The organism is Idiomarina sp. ST10R2A5 (genome assembly GCF_051842325.1).
Classification (GTDB): domain Bacteria; phylum Pseudomonadota; class Gammaproteobacteria; order Enterobacterales; family Alteromonadaceae; genus Idiomarina; species Idiomarina abyssalis.
Map to the genome: position 1 here is coordinate 103639 of NZ_JBNIEX010000002.1, position 25968 is coordinate 129606.

The window sequence follows — 25968 nt, forward strand, 5'->3', positions numbered from 1 at the left end:
CTATGCAAATGTCCTGGAATGATGTCTCCACGAATTTAAGTAAAATTTGGAACACCGAGCTTTGGAAGACCGGCGACGCACAGATATACCTCAGTCAGGTAATTATTGCCATTACACTGATTATTGTTGGCGTTATTGTTATACGCTGGGTTGGCTCCAGCCTGGTCAAACGGGCTCTTAAATCGGGTCATGCCTCGCAGAACACCATTTATGCCTTTAGAAAGCTGTTCTCATTCATGGCTTACGTGCTCATTGTCTTAATAGCCCTGCCCGTTGCCGGCATCCCCATTACCATATTCGCGGTGCTAGGTGGTGCATTAGCCATTGGTGTCGGTTTTGGTGCCCAGAACCTGTTAAACAACCTGATTTCCGGCATGATATTGGTTGCCGAGCGCCCTATTCGCATTGGCGACATCGTTGAGCTCGAGAATGAACGGGGCAAAATTGAAGAAATTGGCAACCGCTGTGTTCGCATCAAACGCTTCGACGGCGTGCATGTATTGGTGCCTAACAGCTACTTCCTGGAACAGCGCGTAGTAAACTGGACATTGGTATCGACGGAAATACGCAGCACAGTCACCGTTGGGGTTGCCTATGGCTCGCCTATCGACAAGGTTCGCGAACTCATGCTGGAAGCCGCCAGCCAACACGAAAAAATTGTTCAACGCCTGCCTTTTGAAGTTTTCTTCGATGACTTTGGTGACAACAGCTTAACCTTCAATTTACTCTTCTGGACAGAAGTTGAAGCCCCTATGGATATTCGTCGAGTACAGTCCGACATACGCTTTAAAATCGATAAGATATTCGCCGAGAATGACATCACCATCGCCTTCCCGCAGCGCGATGTGCATTTAGATACGCTGAAACCACTAGAGATAAAGATGACCTAATGATGCTATTGCATCAGTAAGGATGGTGGTAGAGGGCGCGACCGACGGTTGCAGTGGACTATTGAGGAGGTGTGCAGCGCCATGGATGGCGCTGCCCAAGCCCTACATGGATGTATTTACGGGCGTCCTCCTCAATAGTTCCTGCGGCCTCAGCGCCCGCTACATCCACCTCACCTGATGTAAACATCAGGTTACTTAGAACTCGTAGCTGTAACTTAAGCTAACGACGGTTCCGACTTCTTTGCTACGTACTAAAATATCCGATTGCGTCACTTCCTGATCTTCTCCAAGAAGGTTCTTCACCTTGAAGCCAATTTTTGAACTGAAGCTCGGATAGTAGTTGTACACCAAATCCAGCGAGTGGAAAGGCTGTTCGTAAGCGTCTTCACGTCCACCAACACCTGCTGCCAGAATGCGTTCACCAAACACGTTGTAAACCAGCGACGTTGAGTGCTCGCCGTTGGCAGAGTCGTAGTTTAACTGGAAGTTAGCCACGTACTCTGAGTGTCCGGTCATGCGCTTAGTCGGGTTGGTTAAGTTACCGGCCAGCGCCGGATCAATTGACGCTTCTGAATCACTCCAGGTTAAGTTACCTGAGGTAAAGAAGCCATTCGCTAAATAGCCTAAGTCGTGCAGCCATTCAAACTCAACACCGTACACTTCGGCTGATTCACCGTTCACATAGGTCAGTGTGTAATCTTCATCTCCGACCCGTAGCACCGACTCTATAGGATTCGAAATATCCTTATAAAACGCTGCAACGGTGTAGTTATCGCCATTATCCGCATAGTACTCAAAACGAGCGTCGTAGTTACGTAAGTCACTGCTTTGCAAACCGGCCGTACCAAAAGTGCGAATATCCGTAGTCGGGTCGTAGTAAGCTACCGGAACCGTCTCGCGCAAGTCCGGACGAACCACGGTTTCACCGTAGCCAAAACGAAGCTGATAATTGTCATTAGCCATATAGGTCAGTGACAAAGCGGTGTAAACATCGTCTTCTGAAATCGAGCTATCGATAACGCGCTGAGGGTTGAAGTAGTTATTCAGGTCCTGCTCGTCAAAAATTAAGCTCGAGGTCGCCAATGACACTTGCTTAAAGTCTTCGTAACGAACACCACCACTGACACGCCAGGTATTGTCGAATATGGCATCGAACTCACCGTAATACGCATCGATTTTCTGAGCAGCCAGGTAATCATCCGCATTTGGCGCACCCGGTTCACGGAAGGTAATACGGAAGTCATTTTCGTCGATGACCTCATCGGTCAGATACCCGGTAACTTCCAGTACGTTGTCTAAATCATCCAGCACTGACAAACGTGATCCAGAAGCGTTATCCAGACTAAAACGACTGGTGTTGTAGTAACGTGCTTTATCAACAAAGTCGTAGCCCGCTTTCAATTCCAGCTCCAACCCGGAAAACATTAATGGCAGCGAGAAGTTACCACCGTATGACTTCACGTTGTCTTCCATATCCACAAACTGGAAGATAGCGCGGTTGTCATCACCCGTTACCCGAGTCTCAGAGAAGCTACCGTCAGTGTTGTAAATGTCATCAAAACGGTAAGATACTTCGGTCGGAATTTCCGTCTCCGCTTTTGACTCCGTGTACTGCCAGTCAAAACCAATGCCCCAATAGTCCATAAAGGTGTGCTGGCCGCGGAATTGGTCCACGTTTAGTACCCGCTCTTCGTATTTGAACTCATGTTCTCGGTTAGCAATACCGGTTCCGGCAATAGTTTTCAGGTTACTGCCGTTGGGGCTTTGCTTAATACCAAATTCTGACTCGTCCTCTGAGTCTTCCAGGTAAATTTTGGTGTAGCTGACACTGTGTGTATCTAATTCATAGCCTGCGGTAAAAAAGCCGTTCAGACGCTCAGTTTCCTGTGTCACCGTAGTTTCAGACAAGGTGTTGTAACACGAGTTAGAGACATCCTCGGCAGTTTCCAGCGAAGTTGAACAGCCCGCTTCAGCATTGTTACTGATAACCGCATTACGACGCTCAGAGACATCCCAGTCATTGTCATAAGACGCAGCAGCCAACACTCCGATAGTGCCGCCCAACCAGGACTCATCAAAACTGTTACCTAAGGTCGCTTTTAAATCAAAGTTAGGATCCAGAGACTCTTCCTTTAGCACCATGTCACGAGGTAATTGTTTCGCCAGTGACGCATTAATGGCCCGCGCCTGATAACCGGCACTGTTCCCGCTGCCGCTCAGTCCATCGGTATTAATAATGTTGCGTAAGCTAAAGTCACCCTGATAACGACCAATCGCATCGCGGATCCCGTCAGGAATGCCGTCATCGTTGCGGTTATAGGTGTAGCCGTCATCGGCATTGCTGTTAAGACCGACTCCTGCCTCAACATTAAAAATAAAGTCATCCGGCAGCGAGCGTGTGCGGATATCAATGTTACCACCGCCAAAAGCCGCCGGCATGGAAGGTGAAAACACCTTTTGTACCGCCATGCTTTCAATAATGGTCGATGGAATAATGTCCAGCGGCACCACATTACGGGTTAAGTCCGGGCTGGGAATACTGGCGCCGTTAATGCGGGCACTTGAGTAGCGCTCACCTAAACCACGCACGTAAATAAATTTGCCGTCCACCAAGGTCAAACCGGTCACCCGGCGCAACGCTGAAGCCGCGTCGCTGTCACCGGAACGAGACAGCTGCTCTGCACCCAGAATATCCGCCACAAAGGCCTGGTTTTTGCGCTCTTCAACCACCGCAGCCGCACTTCCCTGCAAACGACTACCGGTAGTAACCACTTCTTCAATGGTCGACTCGCGTTCAACTTCAGTTTCGTCAGCTTGCTGTGCCAAAGCTGTCGGAGCCGTGGCAAACAGGCCCAAACCAACCGCTAAAGCAACCGGTTTGAGTTTGTATTGATTCTTCATAATCAACTCCTGCAATAAAATCGGAAAATAGGCGCAACTGTGGTGCGCCTATTTATTCGCATTCCAACTCTAATTAGTCCTGCTCAGAAGCAGCTACAGCAGTTTCAACCCACTGGTACCATTCAGAGCTTGTATCGTCGTCAGAAAGTGCGCCGATAAAATCAACCGGAGTAAAGAAGTCATCATTCAATGCGGTTAAGTCATTCGCAGCAATAGTGATTGAAGAAGACATATCAGTCGAAATACCATCGTCATTCAGAACCATTGCTGAACCGTCTAGCACTTCATTTTCACCACCGTTGTCATACCATTGGCTGTAGGTTTCGCCGTCACCAAAGGTATTGTCACCGGTGTTCACAAAGTTATTGGTACACGCCATGACCGAGCTGTAGAAATCGAGTTCGCCATTATCAACGCCCGCTTCACCGTCAGAAGTGAAGAAGACACAACCGTCGTCTGCCGTACCGTTCTCTTTAATTTTCAGTACGTTGTACATCTGACCCTGGAAGTTGTCGTCAAATTTCGTAGCGATTGACGGGTCGTTATCACGTACGGATGTGCCGTCGGTAGTGATAATGGTCACGTTAGCAATAGTCGGTGCTGACGTTGGTGCCTGCGAATAGTCCGGACCATTGTTTTTCTCGCCGTCTGCCTCAAAACCACCGTTACCCATGTAGTTTGTCTGACCGTCTACTGTCACTGTGCCGTGTTTAATAAACACAAATTGCGCACGTCCCTGCCAACCAGCGTCCATATCCAGCGAGTCATCCTGGGTATCCGTTACGACAATGTTTCTTAAGTCAGCAGCGCCACCGAAGAACTCAATGCCATCATCAAAGCCCTGGTGAATGTGAATAAACTCATAAGAAGAACCTGAGCCTACCGCGTTTAGTGTTAGTGAGTTCAAGTCATCACCGTCACCGCCGTCACGAGGTCCCGAACCTGCGTACCAAATTTGTGCGTACTTCATTGAGCCGCTGTCGTCAGTGTTGTCGTTACCACCGTAGAAGCTGACAATACCTTCCGATTCACGGTTACAGGTACCGCCGTCGCGCTCTGCATCAGTACACTCATTGGTAATACCGTTACCGTTAACGATGATGCCACCCCAGTCTGCGTAGCGTGGAGCGTCGCCTGATACGTTTAAACGGTCAAACTCGTTAGCCGAGGTGAACTTAACCGGCTTGTCGAAAGTACCGATAGCGTTCAACTGAGCGCCGCGAGCAATCTGAATAATGGCTTCGCCAGAAGTGAATGCCAGCACCGCGCCAGGTTCAACCGTCATGACCGGGCCATTTTGATTAATTTCACAATCGGTTGTGGTGTCGCAGTCTTCACCAATTTGCAGAGCACCATCAAACACATGAACACCACCGTCAGGCAATTCTTCAAAAGTAATGTCCTCAGCTATTTCAATGGTTGCACTGGCAAAGTCTGTATCATAAGAGCAGTCCTGACCGTCGTACTCACCCTGAATGTCTGCATAGCTTGCACAAGGGTTTGATGAGCCGCTGTCACCACCGCCCGTATCGCCGCCAGCATCAGAGCCACCATTGTTATTCACCGTTGGGGTAACATTAATATCGCCGCCGCAACCAGCTAAAAATAAGGCTGCTGTAACTGCAGAGATTTTGAATAAAGTATTAAATTTCATTGGGTTCTCCCGACTTGGATTTTGTCCAGTTATGATTTAAGTCGGGAGCAGACTAAGACGCCTGCATGACAGGATTGTGACAACACAAAAGTGTCACAAAATATTCACCATTCGGTAACCTGAGTTTTCTCTTTTGATCTTTGCGCTTGTTGAATAAGTAACCTATATCAGTAATAAAAACACAAACGAGGAAAGACCCCATGCGTAAACTTTTAATCAGCGGTTTAATGGCAGCCTTTGCTTTACCCGCTACGGCTGACCGTTTCGAAGATGTAACCATTGAACACAATGAAGTAGCCGACAATATTTACATGCTGACCGGAGCCGGCGGCAATATGCTGATGTCATCAGGTGACGATGGCGTGTTTCTGGTCGATGACCAATACACTCAGGTAGCAGAGCGTATTGCGGAAAAAATTCAGGAGTTAAGCGGTAAAGAAGTTCATTATATTCTGAACACGCACTTCCACGGCGACCATGTCGGCTCCAATATGTGGTTCGCGAACAACCAAAGCTCGACCATTTTTGCCCATGACCATGTGCGTAAGCGCTTAAGTAACGACGACAGCTTTAACGAAACGGGTCTGCCGGCCATTACTTTTGACTCTGCCATTACCTTCCACTTTAACAATGACACCATTTACGTTTTCCACCTCTCAAACGGTCATACTGACGGTGACAGCGCGGTATGGTTTAAAAATGCTAACGTATTGCATCCAGGCGATTTGTTCTTTAATAAACGTTTCCCGTTTATTGATCTGAAAAGTGGCGGAGACGTGAATGGCTATATCGCGAATGTGGAGCAGCTGTTGAACCGTATTACCGATGACACCGTGATTATTCCCGGCCATGGTCCGTTGGCAAATAAAGCCGATTACCAAAGCTTTTTGAACATGATGAAAAAAACCAAAGCCGAAGTTGATGCCATGAAGCAAAGCGGCATGAGCCTTGAAGAAGTGAAAACCAAGGGTCTGAGCGACAAATGGAAAGACTGGAGTTGGTCCTTTATTAACGAAGAGCGCTGGATTGCAACGCTCTACTAAGTTTTAAGTAACTGTAATCTGACTAACAAACCGAACGGAAAATTAACTGTTCGCTCGGTTGCTCAAGGTGGTATTCCATGGCCAGCTCGTCGCAGTTGGCCAGCCTTGGGCAAATCTCACAGTCCTTCATGACCTTTTCCGGTAACGTATCTTTCGAGCAATGGTTAAAGCCCCGCTGCTCAAAAAAGTCCGGCACCCGGGTCAGTACTATCACTCGGTTTAGCTGCAACAAACGAGCTTTTTTCAATAAGTAAGCCACCAGCATACGCCCCTGACCACGCACCTCGGTTTTCGGGTTGACTCCTAACGAGCGAATTTCCGCTAAACCTGTGGTGTAGATATACAAAGACGCACAGCCCATAACTTCACCATTCACTTCGGTCACTGCAAATTCGTTAATCGAGTGCACGATATCGTCTTTAGCCCGCGGCAGGTTCTCGCCGGCTCCGGCCCAATACTGAACTAAGTCTAAAATGGCACCAATATCCCCCAGATTAGCGTCACGCACCTGAATCTGCTGTTGCTGCTGCGCCGCTTTTAACGCTTCATTCACCCGCTGCGGGGACGTACCGCCCAGCGCACAACGTTTTTCCAGCAGAGCATCCAGCGTCAGCCAGTCATAAACGTCCTGATCAATCACCGGAACCACTGCCTGAAACGCCTCCAGCGGCATATCCTCTAATGGCTTTTTCGCCTGAATGGCTTGTTGCACCAGTTCACCGACGTTGTGATGCGCCTGCCGGAAAGGAATACCTTTGGACACCATATAGTCCGCTAATTCCGTCGCATTCGCGTAACCGCCCTGCGCCGCTTTACGACAGGCTGCATGGTTAACCGTCAGACCATTCAGGCTTGAGGTCACCATAGCCAGTGACGCCTGCCAGGTGGTAAAAGCATCGAACAGCCCTTCTTTATCTTCCTGCATGTCTTTGTTGTAAGCCAATGGCAGCGCTTTTAAGGTCATCATTAAGCCGGTTAATGAGCCCACAACCCGGCCGCTTTTACCGCGCACCAACTCCAGCGCGTCCGGGTTTTTCTTCTGCGGCATGAGCGAAGATCCCGAGGTCACGTTATCGGCCAGCTCAATAAAGCCTGCTTCGCCGGAGTTGTAGAAAATCAAATCTTCCGCCAAACGCGACAAATGCAGCATCGACAACGACGCGGTGCTTAACAGCTCCACCACAAAATCACGGTCGGATACTGAATCCAGACTGTTACGTGTTGCTTCGCTAAACCCCAGCTCGCTGGCAATGGCTTCGCGGTCGACTGCATACGCCGTCCCCGCCAGTGCACCGCAACCTAAGGGGCTTTTATTGAGCCGATCAGTGGCGTCTTGTAAGCGCTCACTATCGCGCTGCAGCATTTCCACATAGGCCAGGCACCAGTGCGCCAGCAAAACCGGTTGCGCCCGTTGCAGGTGTGTGTAACCGGGTATGACCGTGTCTTTTTCACGTTGCGCAAGGTCCAGTAATGCCTGCTGATTCTGCTTTAACGACTGTTTCAGAGCTCCGGCCTGCTCGCGGCACCACAAGCGTAAATCGGTAGCTACCTGATCATTACGGCTGCGCCCGGTATGAAGCTTTTTGGCTAAATCACCCACCTTAGCTATCAGCGCTGCTTCCACAAAAGAATGAATATCCTCGTCGCCACCAACAGCAACTGCCGTCGGGTCTTCGCGTACTTCGCTGAGCAGTTCACTCAATGCCTGCTGTAACTGCTGGCACTCCTCAGTACTCAGTACGCCAACCTTGTGCAACGCATTCGCCCAGGCTTTAGAGCCGGTGATATCCTGCTCAGCCAGCACATAGTCAAAAGGCAGCGAATCATTAAACTGCTGAAACGCGGCATCGGGTCCTGCCGCAAAACGTCCACCCCATAGCGCCATAATCTACCCCTTTTGCTGCTTCTGTAACGCCGCTATCCGGCTGGAAAGGGAGAACAACCGAATAAAACCTTCGGCGTGCGCCTGGTTATAGACTTCGTCCGCACCAAAGGTCGCAAAGTCTTCGCTGTATAAGCTATTCGATGAACGTTTCTGAACCGCTGTCACTGAGCCTTTATAGAGCTTCAGCACCACGTCGCCGCTGGCGGTCGAACATAGAGACTCCGCTGCCGTCATCACCGAATGCTGCAATGGGGTAAACCAGCGCCCGTCGTACAGCAATTGCGCGAACTGCTCGCTTAGTTGAGCTTTCCAGCTGCGGCTGCTTTTATCCAATACCAGCTCATCAATAGCCTGCAAAGCAGCCATCATAACTGTGCCACCCGGTGTTTCGTAACAACCCCGGCTTTTCATGCCCACCAGGCGGTTTTCAACAATATCCACCCGCCCGACACCATGTTTCGCAGCAATGTCATTCAGCACATTCAAGCATTCAAAAGGCGACATCGCTTTGTCATTCACCGCCTTAATTTCGCCATTTTCGACCTTAACAGAAACACATTCCGGTTTATCCGGAGCCTGCTCTGGCGATGCCGTCATGGTCCAGACTTTATCCGTCGGCTCACACCAAGGGTCTTCCAGTTCTCCACCTTCGTGCGAAATATGCCAGGCGTTAGCGTCCCGGCTGTAGATTTTGGTCGCCGACGCAGAGCACGGAATACCCCGCTCTGCCAGATAATCCAACAGAGACTCCCGACTGCTTAACTCCCATTCGCGCCACGGAGCTATCACTTGTAAGTCAGGAGCTAAAGCGGCGTAGCAGGACTCAAACCGAACCTGATCATTACCTTTACCGGTACAGCCATGCGCAAGCGCATCCGCACCCACTTTACGGGCCACCTCAACCTGGGCTTTGGCAATAATCGGACGCGCCATGGCCGTACCCAGTAAGTAAGTGCCTTCGTATATGGCGCCGGTTTTGAGCGTTGGGTACACGTAGCTCTTCACAAACTCGTCTTTTAAATCAACCACGTGGCATTCGGACGCACCGGACGCTTTGGCTTTTTCTTCCACGCCTTCCAGCTCTTCCGCGCCCTGCCCCACATCAGCCACAAAAGCCACCACTTCACAGCCATAGTTTTCTTTTAACCAGGGCACAATGGCTGAGGTGTCTAGGCCGCCAGAATAGGCCAATACAACTTTCTTCACGTGACTCATGAGGCTTTCTCCATAGATTCTGGCAGTAATGCTGCCGTTGGGTTTAATAACAGGGTTAATAAAGCGTTTTGCGCGTAAAGCCGGTTCTCAGCCTGCTGAAAACAGCGGGACATAGGGCCGTCCATAACATCGGAGGTAATTTCATAGCCGCGGTGTGCCGGTTGGCAGTGCAGCACCGAAGTAGCACCACTGTGCTCAACCAACTGCGCGTTTATTTGGTAGGGGGAGAAAATCTCGCGTACCGCATCCAGAGGTTGATCATCACCCATGGAAACCCAAGTGTCTGTGTAGAGCGCATCGGCATCTGCCACCGCAGCAATATCGTGCGTCACCACAATGTTGGCGCCGCTCTTTTTCGCCAAAGCCTTCGCTTTTTTCACAAGGTCCGCATTGGGTTCATAGCCTTTCGGGCAAATAATGGTGCAATCGCTGCCGACTGTGGCAGCGGTTAGCATCAGCGAGTGCGAAACATTATTACCGTCGCCTAAGTACACCAGCTTTAGTCCCTGCACATTGCCGTACTGCTCTTGCAGGGTTAAAAAGTCCGCCAGTGCCTGACAAGGATGAAAGCGGTCGCACAGGCTGTTAACCACGGGAACCGAGGCGTGCTGAGCTAAATCTTCTAAAGTACTGTGCGACATAACCCGGGCGACAATGGCATCAGCCCAGCAGGATAGATTACGGGCATAGTCGGCAACGGTTTCACGCACGCCCATGCCCTGCCCCTGCTCGTTCAGGTAAACCGCATGACCGCCCAGCTTCTGCAAACCAATGTCAAAAGACAGCCGCGTGCGTAAACTTGGTTTTTCAAATAGAGTAACCACGCTTTTGCCGGCCAGCGTGTGTTGGTATTTTTCGGGGAACGCTTTTTGCGCTTGCGCTAACGCCAATAACTGTAAAGTGTCAGCCGGAGAAAACTCCAGCCCGGATAAACAATGTTTCATCATACTTACTCACTAATCTGTGTGCCTGAAAAGGGGTTATTCATTACATTCCAACTGCCAATTCGCACACATCGTCGTAAGCGTTTTGCGGCACTTAGCGCCCCGCGAACTTTCACCTCCATACCGTCTTTAATAACACCTGCCTGGATGAGTTCCTGAATAGACTCTGAATTGAGATGGCTTAAAGGGTTTCCACTGCCGTCCAGCACCGCTTCAACATCGGTTATCAACAACAAATCGGCATTGTAGGCGGCGGCGACGGCCACAGCAGCATCGTCGGCATTAACATTGAACCAGTCGCCGGAATCACTGAAGCCGATAGAGCTAATAATTGGCAGGTAACCCTGAGCCAGTAAATCAGAAATAAGACCGGGCACGGGCTCTGCATTTGGAAGCTGACAAACCCCAACCTGACCCAAGCTTTCAGACTGTTTAGCACAGAGAACGCCCGCTTCATAAAGCGTCAGACCAATAGGTTTTAAACCTGCGGCAATAGCCTCTTTCATTAAGGTTTTATTGGCCGCACCTGCCAGTCCGCCGACAATATAAGGCATGTGCTGCTCCGGGCTGACTCTTAAACCGTTCATCTTTTCGCTGTGCAAACCGGCGGTTGCCAGCCATTGTTGCACCAGGGCTCCGCCACCGTGTACGAGCACAACTTCATCGTCGCTTTGTTTCAGCGACTGAAACAGCGCACTTAAAGCTTCCGGTTGTTCTAACAGGCTGCCACCGAGTTTTATGACTTTCATAGCAAGCCCTCTTCAACAGGCAACCCCAGTTGCAGGTTAATGCACTGAATGGCCTGACTCGCCGCACCTTTCAGTAAGTTATCAATAGCCGACAGCACAATCAGTTGGTTACCCTGCCGGTGCCAGCCAATATCCACAAACGGCTGCTGAACCACGTCCTTAATGGCCGGGCGAGCCAGTTTCTTAAAGCGCACTAAGGGTTGCTCCGCATAGCACTGGTACGCGCTCGTTAAGTCATCATCGCTGGTATCGTCATTAAGCTCGGCGTACAAAGTGGCCAAAATGCCACGAGGGAATTGCGCCAAGTGGGGAGTGAACAGCACTTCATGTTGTAATTGCTGTGTAATTTCCGGCGTATGCCGATGCTCAAACAGGCCGTACGCCTGCAAAGAAAGCTCTGCCCCCTGAGTAGCAAGAGACGCTTTACGTCCTGCCCCGGTCACTCCTGACACTGCATTAATAATAACTTTGCTGCTTTTTAGTAGGCCGGCCTTTTTAAGCGGAAGCAATGCCATTAAGCTGGCTGTCGGGTAACATCCAGGAACCGCAACTAACTGAGCTTCCGCTATCTCATGCGGATACCACTCAGCAAGACCATAAACAGCCTGGCGAAGCCAATGAGCCTGCTTATGCTCGAACCCATAAAATTGAGGATAGTCTTCAATTGCGTCTAAGCGAAAACCACCGGACAAGTCTATGACTTTTAAGCCAGCCTCAAGAAACTCAGGTGCCAGTGCGACACTGATACTATGCTCAGTGCATAGAAACACGGTGTCTGCCTGGAGCTTAATGCCGGATTTCTCGTTATCCGTCAGACCTTGCAAAGGGATTTTTAAACAATGTGCGTATTGTGGATACAAATCACTCAACAAGGCACCGGCATCGCTGCTATGCTCAGACACATAGCAACCGAAAAGGCTAAGCGCCGGGTGTTGCTGCACTAAACGGCTAAGCTCAGCTCCAACGTAACCGCTGGCTCCGATAATAGCCGCTGAGTGTGACGACGCTGGTTGATACTGCATGCGAAAAACCTGTTGCTGTTCCTGATTAAAAATGCAGAATAACTGAATAGATATATTTATGCAATAATAGTGAATAATTATATTAAGGATAACCTATGGTAACCGCTCGTTCTTTGCCGTCTTTTTTCTCTATGTATCAGCAGCTCATTGCTCAGCCATCCATCAGTGCGACCGACCCAAAGTGGGATCAGAGCAACCGAAGCGTCATTTATTTATTGGCCGAATGGCTGGAGTTGCTTGGGTTTAACTGCGAAATTAACGAACTGCAAAGCCAACAGGGCAAGTACAATTTACTGGCGCGCCGTGGTACCGGAAATGGCGGTCTACTGCTGTCCGGTCATACCGACACCGTTCCTTATGATGCCAGTCGCTGGAATTTTGACCCCTTTAAATTAACCGAACAGGATAACCGCTGGTACGGGCTCGGAAGCATTGATATGAAAGGCTTTTTTGCCTTTGTTATGCAAGCTTTGAGTGAGCTGGATAGCAGCCAACAAAACAAACCTATTATGGTTCTGGCAACCGCCGACGAAGAAACAACCATGAACGGCGCCCGTGAAGTGAGCCGCTTTGCAAACCTCAAACCGGACTACTGTGTTATAGGCGAACCCACTGATATGCGTCCGGTATATGCTCATAAAGGCCATATGAGTGAGGTTATTCGCATTACCGGGCGCTCTGGTCACAGCTCCGATCCTGCACTGGGAGTCAACGCCATAGAGCTGATGCATGAAGTCATTTCTGCACTGCTGAAATTAAAAGAAGAGTTTAAGCATAAATATTCAGATTCAAGCTTTACAGTGCCACAGCCAACCATGAACTTTGGCCACATACACGGCGGTGACAATGCTAATCGTATTTGTGGTTGTTGCGAGTTACACCTGGACATTAGACCGCTGCCGGGCTTATCGGTCGACGAACTTTGTGCCCACCTGCATAAAGCAACCGAGAGTGTTCAGGCACGTTACCCCGGTTGTGTTGAATTAATCTCACTGCACCATCCGATACCGGCTTTCCGGCAAACAACCGACTCAGCTTTGGTGCAACTGGCCGAGAAAATCTCACAAAGCAAAGCGCAGGCGGTAAACTACTGCACTGAAGCGCCTTTTCTGCAGGAACTGGGCTGCGAAACGTTGGTTTTGGGCCCAGGCTCAATAAAACAGGCGCACCAACCCAATGAATATTTGTCGGTAGATTCTATAAAGCCCACTCAAGAAAAACTAAAAACTTTACTAAAAACGTTTTGTTTTTCGCAGTAGCTGCCGATAACAAAACTATGTCTTAGATTTGAGTCACATCAAATCTGCCAGTAGTAGACCATGAGTTTTGGTACAACAAAGGATTATCACATGATACGACAGCTCTCCATAGGTGCTCGCGCAAGTGCGGCTTTCGGACTGATTGGAATACTGACGCTCATTTTGGGCATATTTGCACTCAACCGCATGGGGGCGATTGAAACTCAGCTAAACATCATTAGTGACAAGCAGGTTCCTTCCGTTGATAACATCAATGATTTAGACAGAGAGTTTCTGCGCGTACGTATTCACTCAGCTAACGTCGCAGCCTACATTAACGATCCTGCGCGCCTGGAAAGGTATCAAAAGAGTTTAAATGATTCGATCAGTGCTCTTAAGCGTAATCAAAATGAATATAAGAAAACGCTTGATGACCCTGAAGCCCAAAAGCTATTCGCAGAATACATGGCCCTTGATGACGAGTACTGGAAGCTAAATAACCAGTTCGAAAAACTGGTTAATGCCGGGCTTTCCGATGCCATAGACTCCATTCGGGAAAATAGCATTCTACCGCTGACCAACAAAATTTCAGCGAAACTCGATGAGCTTTTAAACAGAGAGATGTCATTAATAGACGCAGCTTCCGACGAAGCCGATGCCGTGTCCAGTAACGCAAAAGTCATGATGATTATTGCCTTAGTGGTTGTGGTCGCTTTACTCGCGTTATTTGCTGTAACGCTTACCAGAAGCATCGTTAAACCCATTGGGGATGCCGTAGATTTTGCCAAAATCATCGCATCACGCGATTTAAGTCAGACCATTGAAATTGAAGGCAAGGACGAGCCCGCACAATTGCTGCAGCAGTTAAAAACGATGCGCAACCAATTGCGTGAGTCCATGAGTACTATTTCGGAGTCCTCAGAGCAGCTGGCTTCCACATCTGAAGAGTTAAGTTCGGTCACCGACGAGTCAACCCGCACTATTCAGCAGCAGTCTGAAGAGCTGGAGCAGGCAGCAACGGCAGTTACCGAATTGACCACTGCGGTTGAAACCGTTGCACAAGACGCTCAAAACGCATCCGAGGCTTCTGAGGAAGCAAACAGACAAGCGCAATACGGTGATGATCGTGTCCGTCAAACCGTTCGCGCTATCGAAGAGCTCTCTCAGGAAATTGGCGACTCTTCCGGTAGCGTAACTGAACTGGCCGACAAGGTGAAAAATATTACCAAGGTGCTTGAAGTTATTCGCGGTATTGCAGAGCAAACCAACTTACTGGCACTTAACGCCGCTATTGAGGCTGCCCGTGCCGGAGAATCTGGCCGTGGCTTCGCAGTGGTAGCCGATGAAGTTCGTTCACTGGCGCACAAAACTCAACAGTCTACCGTTGAAATTGAAGACATGGTCAAAGCCATTAACGAGTCCAGCGACCGTTCAGTAGCAACTATGGACAGAAGCCTGGAGCGCGCAACGAAAACTCTGGACGTAGCTCGCGAAGCCGGCGAAGCCTTACAGCTTATTGCAACCGCGGTCGATGAAATTAACAATCACAACACCTCGATAGCCAGTGCTTCAGAAGAGCAGGCCAATGTGTCCCGTGACGTTGATAAGAACCTGGTAAGTATTCGTGACTTATCCAACTCGACAGCATCAGGCGCTGAACAAACCAGCGCATCAAGCAAAGAGTTATCACGACTTGCCGTTGACCTCAGTGAACTGGTTAGAGCTTTCAGACTGTAACCACATTTCACCATTAAAGATGAACGGGGCCGCAATGGCCCCGTTCGAATTTTAGCCACAGAACCTCTTCCAACTAAAATAACCCTCCTGAATACTGCTAATCAACCGCATAAATTAGACTAATGGTGCGACCAGCATCTAACCTGAATCCGTGTTAACAAACAAATAACAACGGATTTAAAAATGAACAATCTATTTAACTTCAGTCAACCGCTTGATAACGATGCAAAAGCATTGTTCAACGACGAGAATCAGTCTTTTCTCGCTGAGTTAGTCGATACCTTTCAACCACAGTTAGAGTCCCTGTTGAAGAAACGCCAGCAACGTCAGGCGCAATTTGACCAGGGTCAGTTACCCAATTTTGACCCTGCAACTCAGAACATCCGTGAAGGGAACTGGCGCATTGCCGAACTGCCGGCCGATTTAAAAAAACGCCGTCTGGAAATTACCGGGCCGGTGGATCGAAAAATGGTCATCAACGCGCTGAATGCCAATGTCGACTGTTACATGGCGGACTTTGAAGATTCCCAGTCACCTACCTGGGAGGGCATGGTAAACGGTCAAATTAACCTACGCGATGCCAACATTGGCGGCATGACCTACACCGACCCGGACAGCGGCAAACACTATGAAGTCGGCCCTGATCCGGCATTACTCATTGCCCGGGTTCGCGGTCTGCACTTACCGGAAAAACACGTACAGCGTAACGGCAAGCCAATTCCCGGTGCCTTAATGGACTTTGCTCTGTACTTTTTACTGAATTATCAGCAACGCCTGCAACAAGGCTCCGGAGTGTATTACTACCTGCCCAAGCTGGAGCACAGCGATGAAGCCAAATGGTGGGCTGACGTTTTTCATTTCACCGAGAAAAAGTTCAGCTTAAAAACCAGCACCATTCGCGCCACCATACTGATTGAAACCCTGCCGGCGGTTTTTCAAATGCACGAAATACTGCATGCCATGAAAGACCATATTGCTGCACTTAACTGTGGCCGCTGGGACTACATTTTCAGTTACATCAAAACCCTGAAAGAGCATCCGGAGCGGGTTCTTCCCGACCGCCAGGTGGTGAGTATGGACAAGCCTTTTCTTAACGCCTACTCGCGCTTGTTAGTGAAAACCTGTCACCAGCGCGGCGCCCTGGCTATGGGCGGCATGGCGGCCTTTATTCCCAGCAAAGATCCAACCGAGAATGAGAAAATCCTCGCTAAAGTTCACGCCGACAAAACCATGGAGCGTGACAATGGCCACGACGGCACCTGGATTGCCCACCCGGGTCTGGCTGATACCGTCCGCGAAATTTTTGTCGATGGTATTGAAGGCGACAACCAGCTTCATGTACTTCGTGAAAACGACACGCCGATTGATCAGGCCTTGCTGCTGCAACCCTGTGACGGCGAGCGTACCGAAGCTGGCATGCGCACCAACATTCGGGTGTCGCTGCAATACATTGCGTCCTGGCTGAACGGCAAAGGCTGCGTTCCTATCTATGGGCTAATGGAAGACGCCGCCACCGCCGAGATTTCACGCACCTCAATCTGGCAGTGGATCCGCCACGGAAAAACGCTTACCGACAACACCCCGGTCACCAAAGAGCTGTTCCGGCAGTACCTGCAAGAAGAAGCCGATGTGGTGAAAAATGAAGTCGGTGAACAGCGCTGGAAGAGCGAACCTTTTTCCCGGGCCCTGAGCCTGCTGGAAGAAATTACCACAGCCGACGAGCTGGTCGACTTTCTGACCCTGCCCGGCTACCAACAACTCAAGTAATTACAATTAAAGAACAACAAGGAATTATTTATGACAACCCAAAACCTTTCATTCGCACAGCAGGTTAAAGAACTACAAAATCAATGGGACACCGACCCGCGCTGGAAAGGCGTTGAGCGCCCCTACAGTGCCGAAGACGTAGTGCGCTTGCGTGGTACAGTTCAGCCGGAATACACCTATGCCCGCAATGGTGCCGATAAACTCTGGCAACTGATTCACGGCAAAGCACAGGAAAAATTTGGCAAAGACTATGTAAACGCTTTGGGTGCTTTAACCGGTGGTCAGGCGGTGCAGCAAGTTAAAGCAGGCTTGCAGGCCATTTACCTTTCCGGCTGGCAGGTGGCGGCTGACAACAACTCGGCCTGCAGCATGTACCCGGATCAGTCGTTATATCCGGTCGACTCAGTACCGACGGTGGTTGAGCGCATTAACAACTCCTTTGCCCGTGCTGATCAAATTCAGTGGTCAAAAGGCGTTACGCCGGAAGACGACAATTACGTAGACTACTTTGCGCCGATTGTTGCTGACGCTGAAGCCGGTTTTGGTGGCGTACTCAACGCTTACGAGCTAATGAAGCGCATGATCCAGTCCGGGGCTGCAGGTGTGCATTTTGAGGACCAGCTGGCATCAGTGAAAAAATGCGGTCACATGGGCGGAAAAGTACTGGTGCCCACACAAGAAGCGGTGCAGAAACTTTCCGCCGCGCGGTTGGCTGCTGATGTTGCCGGGACACCAACACTGATTGTGGCCCGTACTGACGCCAACGCCGCTGACCTGCTAACGTCTGACTTCGACCCGAATGACAAACCCTTCATTACCGGCGAGCGCACTGCCGAAGGTTTCTATCGGGTTAAGCCGGGCATTGAACAGGCTATTTCACGCGGCTTAGCATATGCTCCGTTTGCGGATCTTATCTGGTGTGAAACCGCCAAACCAGACTTAGACGAAGCGCGTCAGTTTGCTGAAGCGGTTCATGCCAAATACCCCGGCAAACTGCTGGCCTATAACTGTTCACCGTCATTTAACTGGAAACGCAACCTGGACGACGACACCATAGCTAAGTTCCAGCGCGAGCTTGCCGCAATGGGTTACAAGTTCCAGTTTATTACCTTGGCCGGTGTGCACAACATGTGGTACCACATGTTTGAATTGGCTCATGACTATGCCCGCAACGACATGTCTGCCTACGTTAAACTGCAGCAGCAAGAGTTTGACGCAGCAGACAAAGGCTATACCTTTGTGGCGCACCAGCAGGAAGTCGGTACCGGTTACTTTGACGAACTGACCAACGTTATTCAGGGCGGGCTGTCCTCAGTTACTGCACTGAAAGGCTCAACCGAGGAAGACCAGTTTAAAACCTCCGCGTAAAGCGCAAGTCGGCATCATAAGGAAAGACATCCGTAAGCTCACCCTTGCGGATGTTTTTTTGTACCCGGCACCAGTACGCCGGGTCAATCAATTCAGGATGACGCTTCAATAGTTTATCGCGGTATTTCGCCTGCGGCACCGCAAATTGCGCCAGCTGCTGCGGAAAAACATCGTCCGGCGCAATAGACACTTCCCAGTCGTTATCCGGCAAACGTCTGAAGCTCATGTCCGTTAAATACCGTACTTCGTCATAGTCATAAAACACCACCCGTTTATGCCGGGTGACACCAAAGTTTTTCAGCAGCATGTCGCCGGGGAAAATATTCGCCGCCATCATTTCTTTTAATGCCCGGCCATAGTCATCCATCGCCGCGTCTACTTCTTCGTCATTGGCGTATTCTAAGTACAAATTCAGTGGCGTCATTCGGCGCTCAACAAACAACTGGTGAATCACCAAAGTGTCACCCTCTATCGAAATAGAATTGCTAATGGTTTGCTTGAACTCTTCCAGTAAGTCGGCAGATATGCGCTTAAGCGGCAACGCCACATCGACAAATTCCAATGTATCGGCCATACGCCCTACCCGGTCGTGCCGCTTCACCATGCGGTAACGGTCGATAACCGTCTGGCGGCCAAACTCCTTGGTACCGCCCAACCGGTCTTTAATGACTTTAAATACATAAGGAAAAGACGGCAGCGTGAATACGGTCATAACCATACCTTTGACACCGGGGGCTGCCGACAATTGGTCATCTGTACGGCGCAAGTGGTGCAAAAACTCCCGGTAGAATTCGGTTTTGCCCTGCTTATGAAAACCCACCGACGAATAAAGCTCCGCCAGAGTTTTGTGCGGCATTAAATCCTTTAAAAACCGCACTAAAGCAGAAGGCGCCTCGGTTTCGACCATAAAATACGAACGGGCAAAGCCAAAAATAGTCGCCATACGGTCTGACCGGGTAATAAAAGCATCCACATAAAGCTTGCCCTGCGAATTAATCAGCACAGGTACAATAAAAGGGTAATGGTTATTTTCAGTCACCACTCGCCCGACAATATACGCGGCTTTGTTTCGGTAAAACGGTGACTTCAAAACATCTATGCGCAGGTTGTGCGCCTCAATATCGGTTTCTGCTGCGCGCTCAAAGAACTTATCGCGCAGCTGTTCAATATCATTTTCAAAGTTTTCGAACTCACCACCTAAACCAATATCCTCAAACACTCGCGTCAGTGTTCCCTCCAGTCCGTCAACTACCGGGAAATAAGAGTGGCATTCATTTTCCACCGGCACCGGAATATGGTTCGCCAGCACGGTTTCCACAAAAATATAGTCGTTATTAAAATAGGCCCGGTCGAACACCCGGCAAAATACCGAGTTGTAAAAAGTCTCTGCAAGCTCCGCCTGTGGATGAAACTTCAGCAGTTGCTGGTAACGTTGCCGGGTTGCACGCCATAGGTTTTCATCAAGCTCATTACCCACGCGGCGCTCCACTTTCTTCGCGGTTGTACCCACCTGATGGTCGTAATAATGAATGCGCTCTGAGGCCGCCGACACAACCGCAGTCCAGTCACGTTGTAAAAAACGTTCACGTGCACCCTGAGTCAGCGCCTGAAAACGCCGGTAGTGGCTATGAAAGCCATCCAGAATACTTTTTGCCAGGGTCTCTGGGCTAATTGTCATGCTTGCCTCTCCTGAATTCAGCCCTTTAATCTGGACGCTTGTGGAATAACAGCTTTTAATCGTTCAATATCACCGTCACCGACGCCGTTCTTTTTATAGTAAGCGGGCCACTCAGCAATCAGCTCCTGAATGTTCTTAAGTAAATTCTTCGCTTTATTAGGGGTAACACCAAACCGTCGGCATTGCGACAGCACATTATCAATACTGCCTACACGTCCATATTCGCCAATACCTAAAGCATGTTGCTGGCCATTATTAATAGGCAGTACATCATAGGCCGGCGACAGCTTCCAACCGCCGAAATTTAAATCCCAGAGTAAGGCATGATTTCTGCCGTGGTCGTCCGTGTTACCAATAAACACATTAAATGCCATGCGTCTATAAAGCTCGGTTGCATCCTCAGCACGCTGGCTGTTTTTCCTCAGATACTCCGCCAGTGCACCATAGGAGTATGTTGTCTTAAGCATGGCTTCGCTGACATTTCCCTCGGTCAGCAAAGAGTTAGCACTAATAAAGTGATGCGAAACATCCAGACCACGACGGTCAAATCGCTCGCTCATTAGTACGTCTTCTTCACCGTTAAGCAACCGCGTACTGGCCACATTGACTCCTTCGACTTCATTTAGCATTGCCATTGTCGCGCTTTCTACTCTGGCAACGTTGTAGAGATCGTCGGGGCGGTTAAATTTTAATAAATGAGCTTGTCCGTTATGCTGGAGTACAGTTTTTGGTCTGGCACCACCCATTGACTCGCCATATTGAAACGCCTTTTTCACCTCAACAGAGACATTCTCAGAGTTCAGAATTGCGTTTTTCCCGGCCAGTAACAAATCGATATCATCCAATGTATTCCGGGATACCTTAGCTTTTGACTTGAATTGAGAAAGACTGAAACTAATAGCACCCACACCCATGGATGCACCGGCAATTAAAAACTCCAACTCATTTTCGGGTTTGGTTGTGCGTAACTGGGAGATCAGCTTTCGTCCCCAGGCATCAGCTCCGGCATCGGTCAAAACACCAAACAGCCCTTTGTTAGCGCGCGTCTCAAATAGTTCGTCCGTTAACGGCAAATGAACAGGATCCAGCGCAAAAGCATCGTTTCGAGCTAAATAGGACTGACCGTATCGAAAACGGCCAATTCTGTTTTCCGGGTCATACCAAATAACACCACAAATAACCGGCTCATTCTCTAGCCCTTCGATAAAAACATAAGCCTTAGAAGTCATTAGAAAAATCCTCTGAGATTTTTCGGCGTTTGCGCTTAGGTGCATTAGCTACCCGTGCATACTGATCATCCAAAACCGGCGTGAAATGTTCCAGCAGTCCCAGTAATTCGAGCGCGGTAAATAAGGTCAACGAGTTAACTGAATGACCGTTTTCCATACGGTAAACCGTATTAACGCCGCAGCCCAGCCGCTTAGCGAAGTCCTGCTGATCCATTGTTAATGAACGCTGACGCTTAATGAGCTCACCAACTGTTTTTAAAAAGCCATCTGCACCATTCAATTTAGCCACCAAATATCATTTATTAAAGCTTAATAAATTAATTATGATGGATTAATAGAAATAAGCAAGTCTCTTTCTTGACCCAGGGTAACGAAACAAGACTGGCGTTATACATTCACCCTATTTATAATCCCGATAGATTTTTCATATTCCCCTTATTCTGGATAGCTATGAATACCATCAAAGACATCGATCTAAACCTGTTGGTCTACCTGGATGTTCTGCTGCGGGAAAAAAATGTGACCCGTGCAGCGGCACAGCTAAATATCACCCAGCCTGCCATGAGTAACGGCCTGAAGCGTTTGCGTAACCTGCTAAACGACCCTATTTTAGTGCGCACCAGCGAAGGCATGGTGCCGACTCAACGTGCACTGGACATGCAGGAAGCCCTGCGCGGTGTATTGTACTCGGTTGAAGAGATGATCCAGCCGGTGCGTGAGTTTGACGCCCCCACCAGTGATCAGGTTTTCCGGATTATGGCGTCCGACTATGCCGCTTCCACGCTTATGCCTAAACTGCTGGAAAAACTTGATGAGCAGGCACCCAATGTCTCACTGGATATCATGACCCCCAGCGACATCAGCTTTCACGACGTTGAAAACGGCAAAGTGGATCTGGCCATTAACCGCTTTGAACAACTGCCACAGTCGTTTCACCAAAAGAATTTATGGAGCGACGAGTTTTCCTGTTTGATCCGCAAAGACCACCCATTGCTGGAAGACTACACGCTGGACAATTACTTAAAGGCGCAGCACGTCTGGGTGAGTAAAACGGGCTTTGGTGTGGGCGTAGGGATGGATCCGCACGACGTACAAAAACTCGGCTGGGTCGACGACGCGTTAGATAAACTGGGCAAACGCCGGAAAATTAAAGTGTTTACCCGTAATTATCATGTGGCTATGTATCTGGCACGTCAGGGGCTGGTTGCTACCTTGCCAACACGGGCCGCCGAACTGTATTCACAGGACAGTCAATTGGTTATGAAGGCTCCCCCGTTTGAAATACCGGGGTTAACTCTGACCATGATCTGGTCGCCGCTGTTACAGCACGATGCAGGCCACCGCTGGTTCCGACAAGTGGTCGCCGAAACCGCGGCAGCTTCATAGCTTTGTTACCAGGGGCTTATTCTTCCCAGAAAAAGCCCTTACGTTTACGTGGTTCCGGCAACAAGCGATCCATGGTGGTGGCATCATACAACACGCCATTAACCATAGTGTGAGTCACTTTGTCGGTGTTACGGATGTCCTCCAGCGGGTTACCGTCAATAACAATAATATCCGCCAGTTTACCTTCTTCCAGCGAGCCCAGCGCGTGGTCCATACCAAAGACTTTAGCCGGATCAATGGTCGTTGTACGGAGGGCTTCCAGCGGTTCCATACCACCCTGAGCCATCATCCAGATTTCCCAGTGTTGCGCTAACCCCTCACGCTGCCCATGAGCACCAGAGAGCACTTCAACACCTAAGTCCTGCAGCTCAGTAGCCACTTCCGCATTATTAAAGTGGTTGTAGTGGTTATGCGGCGCTTTTTCACGACGCATCGCCTTACCCACTAAAAAGTCCATGGGCACATATTGAGTCAGCTTGGGATGCTTCCATACATCGGTTTCCGCATACCAGTAGTTCTCACCCCAGATACCGCCATAAGCCACACCCAGGGTTGGTGTATAAGCTACGTCACTTTGCTGCCATAACTGACGAATATCATCATAGATATTGGCTACCGGTAATGAGTGCTCAACCGTGGTGTGCCCATCCATGATCATGCTCAAGTTGTGCTGCAACAACGAACCGCCTTCAGGTACCACCATCATTTCCAGCTCTCGCCCGGCTTCAACCACTTGTTGACGCTGGTTACGACGTGGCTGGTTATAACTTTTCACCGAGAAGGCACCCACTTTCTTCAGACGTTCTAAATGAAACTTAGCGTCTTCTAAGCTATCCACATGCGAGGTGTAACCCGGGCCGTTAGCGCCGTATAAAATGGTACCGGTTGAGAACAGTCGTGGCGCGGCAATTCTGCCCGCTTTCTGCAGCTCTGAGGCCGCAAAGAACTCGGTCGTATCGTTAGACGGATCGTGAATTGAGGTCACACCAAATGCCAGATTCGCGTACTGTCCCCAGTTCTGCTGCGGGATAATTTCTGCCTGGCCCTGACCACCGTGCGCGTGCGCATCAAATAACCCCGGCATAACGGTTTTGCCACTGGTATCAATAACCTCAGCGCCGGAAGGCACATTAACTTCAGCTTCAGGGCCAACCGCCACAATTTTATTATTGCGCACGACCACAGTGCCCTGCTCATAAACCGTATCGCCATTCATGGTAATAACCTGGCCGCCCACAAAGGCAACGGTTGTATCCGGTACCATGGCGTCATGTTCAAAACCAATGTTCTGGCCATTTTCTACTTTCAGGGTGTCGCTTTCAGTGTCAGCATTAAAGGCTTCAGCCACCGACGTATGGTAAAGCTCCGGCCCCAATGTCCAGTAAATCTGGTCACTGTTTGCCGTCCAGGATAAGTTTTCACCGGCACGAACAGACAGCTGATGCACCGGCATTTGTTTATCTCCCGGCCCTACGTTGATAACGCTGCCGCGCTCGACTAAAGGCGTAACAAACACTTTGAAACGTTCTGCAAAAGCCAGTTGCTTGCCATCCGGAGACACGCGGAATTCAGTGGCTAACTCCGACTGATACAACTCGCGCTGCTCCAGTGTGCGTAAATCAATAGCGCTCAAGGTTGGTTTTTCGCCCGGAGTCATCAGATAAACCCGGTCGTTACGGGCACCGTACTGAGGTAAACGTCCACTTTCTGCTATTTGCTCTGGTTCAGCATTGGCTGACACCGCAACGCGATAGATACCGTTTTCCAGACCAAACTTATCGGAAATTAAGTAACCACCACGTATTTTGCGGTAAACCACATGCTTGCCGTCCGGAGAGAATGTGGGTTCAACAAAGTTGCCCTGTCCGGTATTCAGCACTTGCTCATCACCAGAACTGATATCGCGAACAATAACCTGTGCCTGCTCTTCGTCATTCCAGCGAACAAATACTACGCTTTCACCGTCGCGCGAGTATTGTGGGTACAGCTCAAAGTCTTCGCTATTGGTTAAGCGCTGCGGCTCACCATTTGGTAATGAACGCTGATACAAGCTACCCAAAGCTTCGTAAATCACCGCATCACCCTGCGGTGAAACTTGCGCCATACGCAGCATTTTCACGTCAAACTGGTCAGCTTCAACATTTTGCTTAAAGCGCAGTGCATGCTGTACTTTCTTCTCCGTTTCGACTTTAAACGGAATAATGCGTGCGTTGCCGTCATCAATATTCAGCTTCTGAATATGACCACCGGCCCAGAACACTAACTGCTTAGAATCCGGTGTCCAGTCCATGGTCGGATAAACGCCATGAATGGCCCAGGTTTCCTGCATGTCGCGTTCCATTTTCCCGTAAACCCGCTTGTGTTCGCCGGTCTTCAGGTCCAGCAGGTACAGCACGCTGTCAAAGTCTTCACGCTTAATGTAGGCCAGATAACGCCCGTCCGGCGATGGTGTCGGACGAATTGCGCCACCGGCACCACTTATCAAAGTTTCAATTTCACCGCTCTCGCGCTCAAAACGCTTAATGGTGTAAATGCCTTCCAGCGAGTCTTTGCTGTAGTGGAAAGTTTTGCCCGGTGTGTCATCCTGCGAAAAATAGATGTATTTACCGTCCGGTGAAAACGCCGGCTCGCCTAAGTCTTTCTGGTCATTCGGGCGCTCCGTTAACTGCACACCCGAGCCACCACTGCGGTGGTACATCCAGACTTCACCGGCTCCTAACGAACGGCTGGCGGTATAGTGCTTACGCGCAACCAAAAACTCGCTGTCCGGACTCCAGGCCGGGCTGTTTAATAAACGAAAAGTTTCTTCGGTAACGGCACGCACATTGCTGCCATCGGCATCCATCACCCAAATATTATCGCCACCGCCCTGATCCGAAGTAAAAGCAATGTAACGTCCATTGGGCGAGTAAACAGGCTGCATATGCCAGGCTATGCCACCCATAAGTTTTTCAGCCTCGCCGCCGCCAAACGGCATGCGATAAATGTCACCCAGCAAATCAAATACGATGTAGTCGCCATCGGGGCTGACGTCTACATTCATCCAGGTGCCGGAATTCACCGATATATCAATTTCTTTAAATTCGCCCTGCGGGTTACTGACATCCCAGCCCTGGGTCTGTTCTTGTGCCATGCTCACCGGCGCTAAGCTTAAAAGCGATGCGACCGCTAAGGTTAATGTTGTCTTTTTCATGGTATTGCCTCACTAAAAATGTCTTCCCTTTGTAGGCAGTTAAGATCCAAAAGTCCAGTGGCTAACGTT

Annotated in this window: 18 protein-coding genes; 7 read left to right on the forward strand and 11 right to left on the reverse strand. The window is 49.6% G+C overall.

The window, feature by feature from the left end:
- The first annotated feature begins 2 nt into the window (after nt 1-2).
- Nucleotides 3-890 carry a mechanosensitive ion channel family protein gene (locus tag ACP7FG_RS03205; RefSeq protein ID WP_224798348.1) on the forward strand — a complete coding sequence of 296 codons (888 nt, stop codon included), beginning with the start codon at nt 3-5 and terminating at the stop codon, nt 888-890.
- Between the two features lie 195 nt (nt 891-1085).
- Here the strand turns inward: ACP7FG_RS03205 and ACP7FG_RS03210 are convergent, their stop codons facing one another.
- Together ACP7FG_RS03210 and ACP7FG_RS03215 are read right to left on the reverse strand one after the other, a co-directional pair.
- Nucleotides 1086-3791 (reverse strand): TonB-dependent receptor domain-containing protein, encoded by a 2706-nt coding sequence (locus ACP7FG_RS03210; RefSeq protein WP_439225493.1) that lies wholly within the window; start codon nt 3789-3791, stop codon nt 1086-1088.
- 73 nt (nt 3792-3864) lie between these two features.
- The gene (locus ACP7FG_RS03215; RefSeq protein ID WP_054490562.1) at nt 3865-5445 is read right to left on the reverse strand and encodes a hypothetical protein; all 1581 of its coding nucleotides are present in this window, start codon (nt 5443-5445) and stop codon (nt 3865-3867) included.
- Nucleotides 5446-5645: 200 nt separating this feature from the next.
- Between ACP7FG_RS03215 and ACP7FG_RS03220 the strand changes: the two genes are divergently transcribed.
- Entirely contained in the window at nt 5646-6488 is an 843-nt protein-coding gene (locus ACP7FG_RS03220) for an MBL fold metallo-hydrolase (protein ID WP_439225494.1), read from the forward strand.
- A gap of 22 nt (nt 6489-6510) precedes the next feature.
- Here ACP7FG_RS03220 and argH read toward each other — a convergent pair whose 3' ends face one another.
- From argH to argC, 5 genes are read right to left on the reverse strand one after another with little or no spacing between them, the layout of a single operon-like run.
- Nucleotides 6511-8373 (reverse strand): argininosuccinate lyase, encoded by a 1863-nt coding sequence (argH, locus tag ACP7FG_RS03225; RefSeq protein ID WP_439225495.1) that lies wholly within the window; start codon nt 8371-8373, stop codon nt 6511-6513.
- 3 nt (nt 8374-8376) lie between these two features.
- Entirely contained in the window at nt 8377-9588 is a 1212-nt protein-coding gene (locus ACP7FG_RS03230) for an argininosuccinate synthase (RefSeq protein WP_439225496.1), read from the reverse strand.
- Nucleotides 9585-10535, reverse strand: a complete 951-nt coding sequence (locus tag ACP7FG_RS03235; protein WP_439225497.1) for an ornithine carbamoyltransferase — start codon at nt 10533-10535, stop codon at nt 9585-9587. Before ACP7FG_RS03235 ends, ACP7FG_RS03230 begins: the two co-directional genes overlap by 4 nt.
- A 2-nt stretch (nt 10536-10537) precedes the next feature.
- Nucleotides 10538-11281 carry an acetylglutamate kinase gene (argB, locus tag ACP7FG_RS03240; RefSeq protein ID WP_439225498.1) on the reverse strand — a complete coding sequence of 248 codons (744 nt, stop codon included), beginning with the start codon at nt 11279-11281 and terminating at the stop codon, nt 10538-10540.
- Nucleotides 11278-12303 (reverse strand): N-acetyl-gamma-glutamyl-phosphate reductase, encoded by a 1026-nt coding sequence (gene argC, locus ACP7FG_RS03245; protein ID WP_439225499.1) that lies wholly within the window; start codon nt 12301-12303, stop codon nt 11278-11280. Before argC ends, argB begins: the two co-directional genes overlap by 4 nt.
- A 95-nt stretch (nt 12304-12398) precedes the next feature.
- Here argC and argE point away from each other — a divergent pair, with 95 nt between their 5' ends.
- From argE to aceA, 4 genes are all read left to right on the forward strand, one after another.
- Entirely contained in the window at nt 12399-13562 is a 1164-nt protein-coding gene (gene argE, locus ACP7FG_RS03250) for an acetylornithine deacetylase (RefSeq protein ID WP_439225500.1), read from the forward strand.
- Between the two features lie 90 nt (nt 13563-13652).
- The gene (locus tag ACP7FG_RS03255) at nt 13653-15278 is read left to right on the forward strand and encodes a methyl-accepting chemotaxis protein (protein ID WP_439225501.1); all 1626 of its coding nucleotides are present in this window, start codon (nt 13653-13655) and stop codon (nt 15276-15278) included.
- Between the two features lie 183 nt (nt 15279-15461).
- The gene (gene aceB, locus ACP7FG_RS03260; RefSeq protein ID WP_439225502.1) at nt 15462-17045 is read left to right on the forward strand and encodes a malate synthase A; all 1584 of its coding nucleotides are present in this window, start codon (nt 15462-15464) and stop codon (nt 17043-17045) included.
- 30 nt (nt 17046-17075) lie between these two features.
- On the forward strand, nt 17076-18413 hold the full coding sequence (gene aceA, locus ACP7FG_RS03265; RefSeq protein WP_224798337.1) for an isocitrate lyase: 1338 nt from the start codon (nt 17076-17078) through the stop codon (nt 18411-18413).
- Here the strand turns inward: aceA and aceK are convergent.
- From aceK to ACP7FG_RS03280, 3 genes are read right to left on the reverse strand one after another with little or no spacing between them, the layout of a single operon-like run.
- Nucleotides 18397-20091 carry a bifunctional isocitrate dehydrogenase kinase/phosphatase gene (gene aceK / locus ACP7FG_RS03270; RefSeq protein ID WP_439225503.1) on the reverse strand — a complete coding sequence of 565 codons (1695 nt, stop codon included), beginning with the start codon at nt 20089-20091 and terminating at the stop codon, nt 18397-18399. The genes aceA and aceK overlap by 17 nt on opposite strands.
- A 17-nt stretch (nt 20092-20108) precedes the next feature.
- Nucleotides 20109-21320, reverse strand: coding sequence for a type II toxin-antitoxin system HipA family toxin (locus ACP7FG_RS03275; protein ID WP_224798335.1), 1212 nt, complete (start codon nt 21318-21320; stop codon nt 20109-20111).
- Complete coding sequence (locus ACP7FG_RS03280) at nt 21310-21609, reverse strand: helix-turn-helix domain-containing protein (protein ID WP_224798334.1); 300 nt, start codon at nt 21607-21609, stop codon at nt 21310-21312. The genes ACP7FG_RS03275 and ACP7FG_RS03280 overlap by 11 nt, the downstream gene beginning before the upstream one ends.
- 161 nt (nt 21610-21770) lie before the next feature.
- Here ACP7FG_RS03280 and ACP7FG_RS03285 point away from each other — a divergent pair, with 161 nt between their 5' ends.
- Nucleotides 21771-22706, forward strand: a complete 936-nt coding sequence (locus ACP7FG_RS03285; RefSeq protein ID WP_054490537.1) for a LysR family transcriptional regulator — start codon at nt 21771-21773, stop codon at nt 22704-22706.
- A gap of 16 nt (nt 22707-22722) precedes the next feature.
- Here the strand turns inward: ACP7FG_RS03285 and ACP7FG_RS03290 are convergent, their stop codons facing one another.
- Nucleotides 22723-25899 (reverse strand): amidohydrolase family protein, encoded by a 3177-nt coding sequence (locus ACP7FG_RS03290; protein WP_439225504.1) that lies wholly within the window; start codon nt 25897-25899, stop codon nt 22723-22725.
- Between the last annotated feature and the right edge of the window lie 69 nt (nt 25900-25968).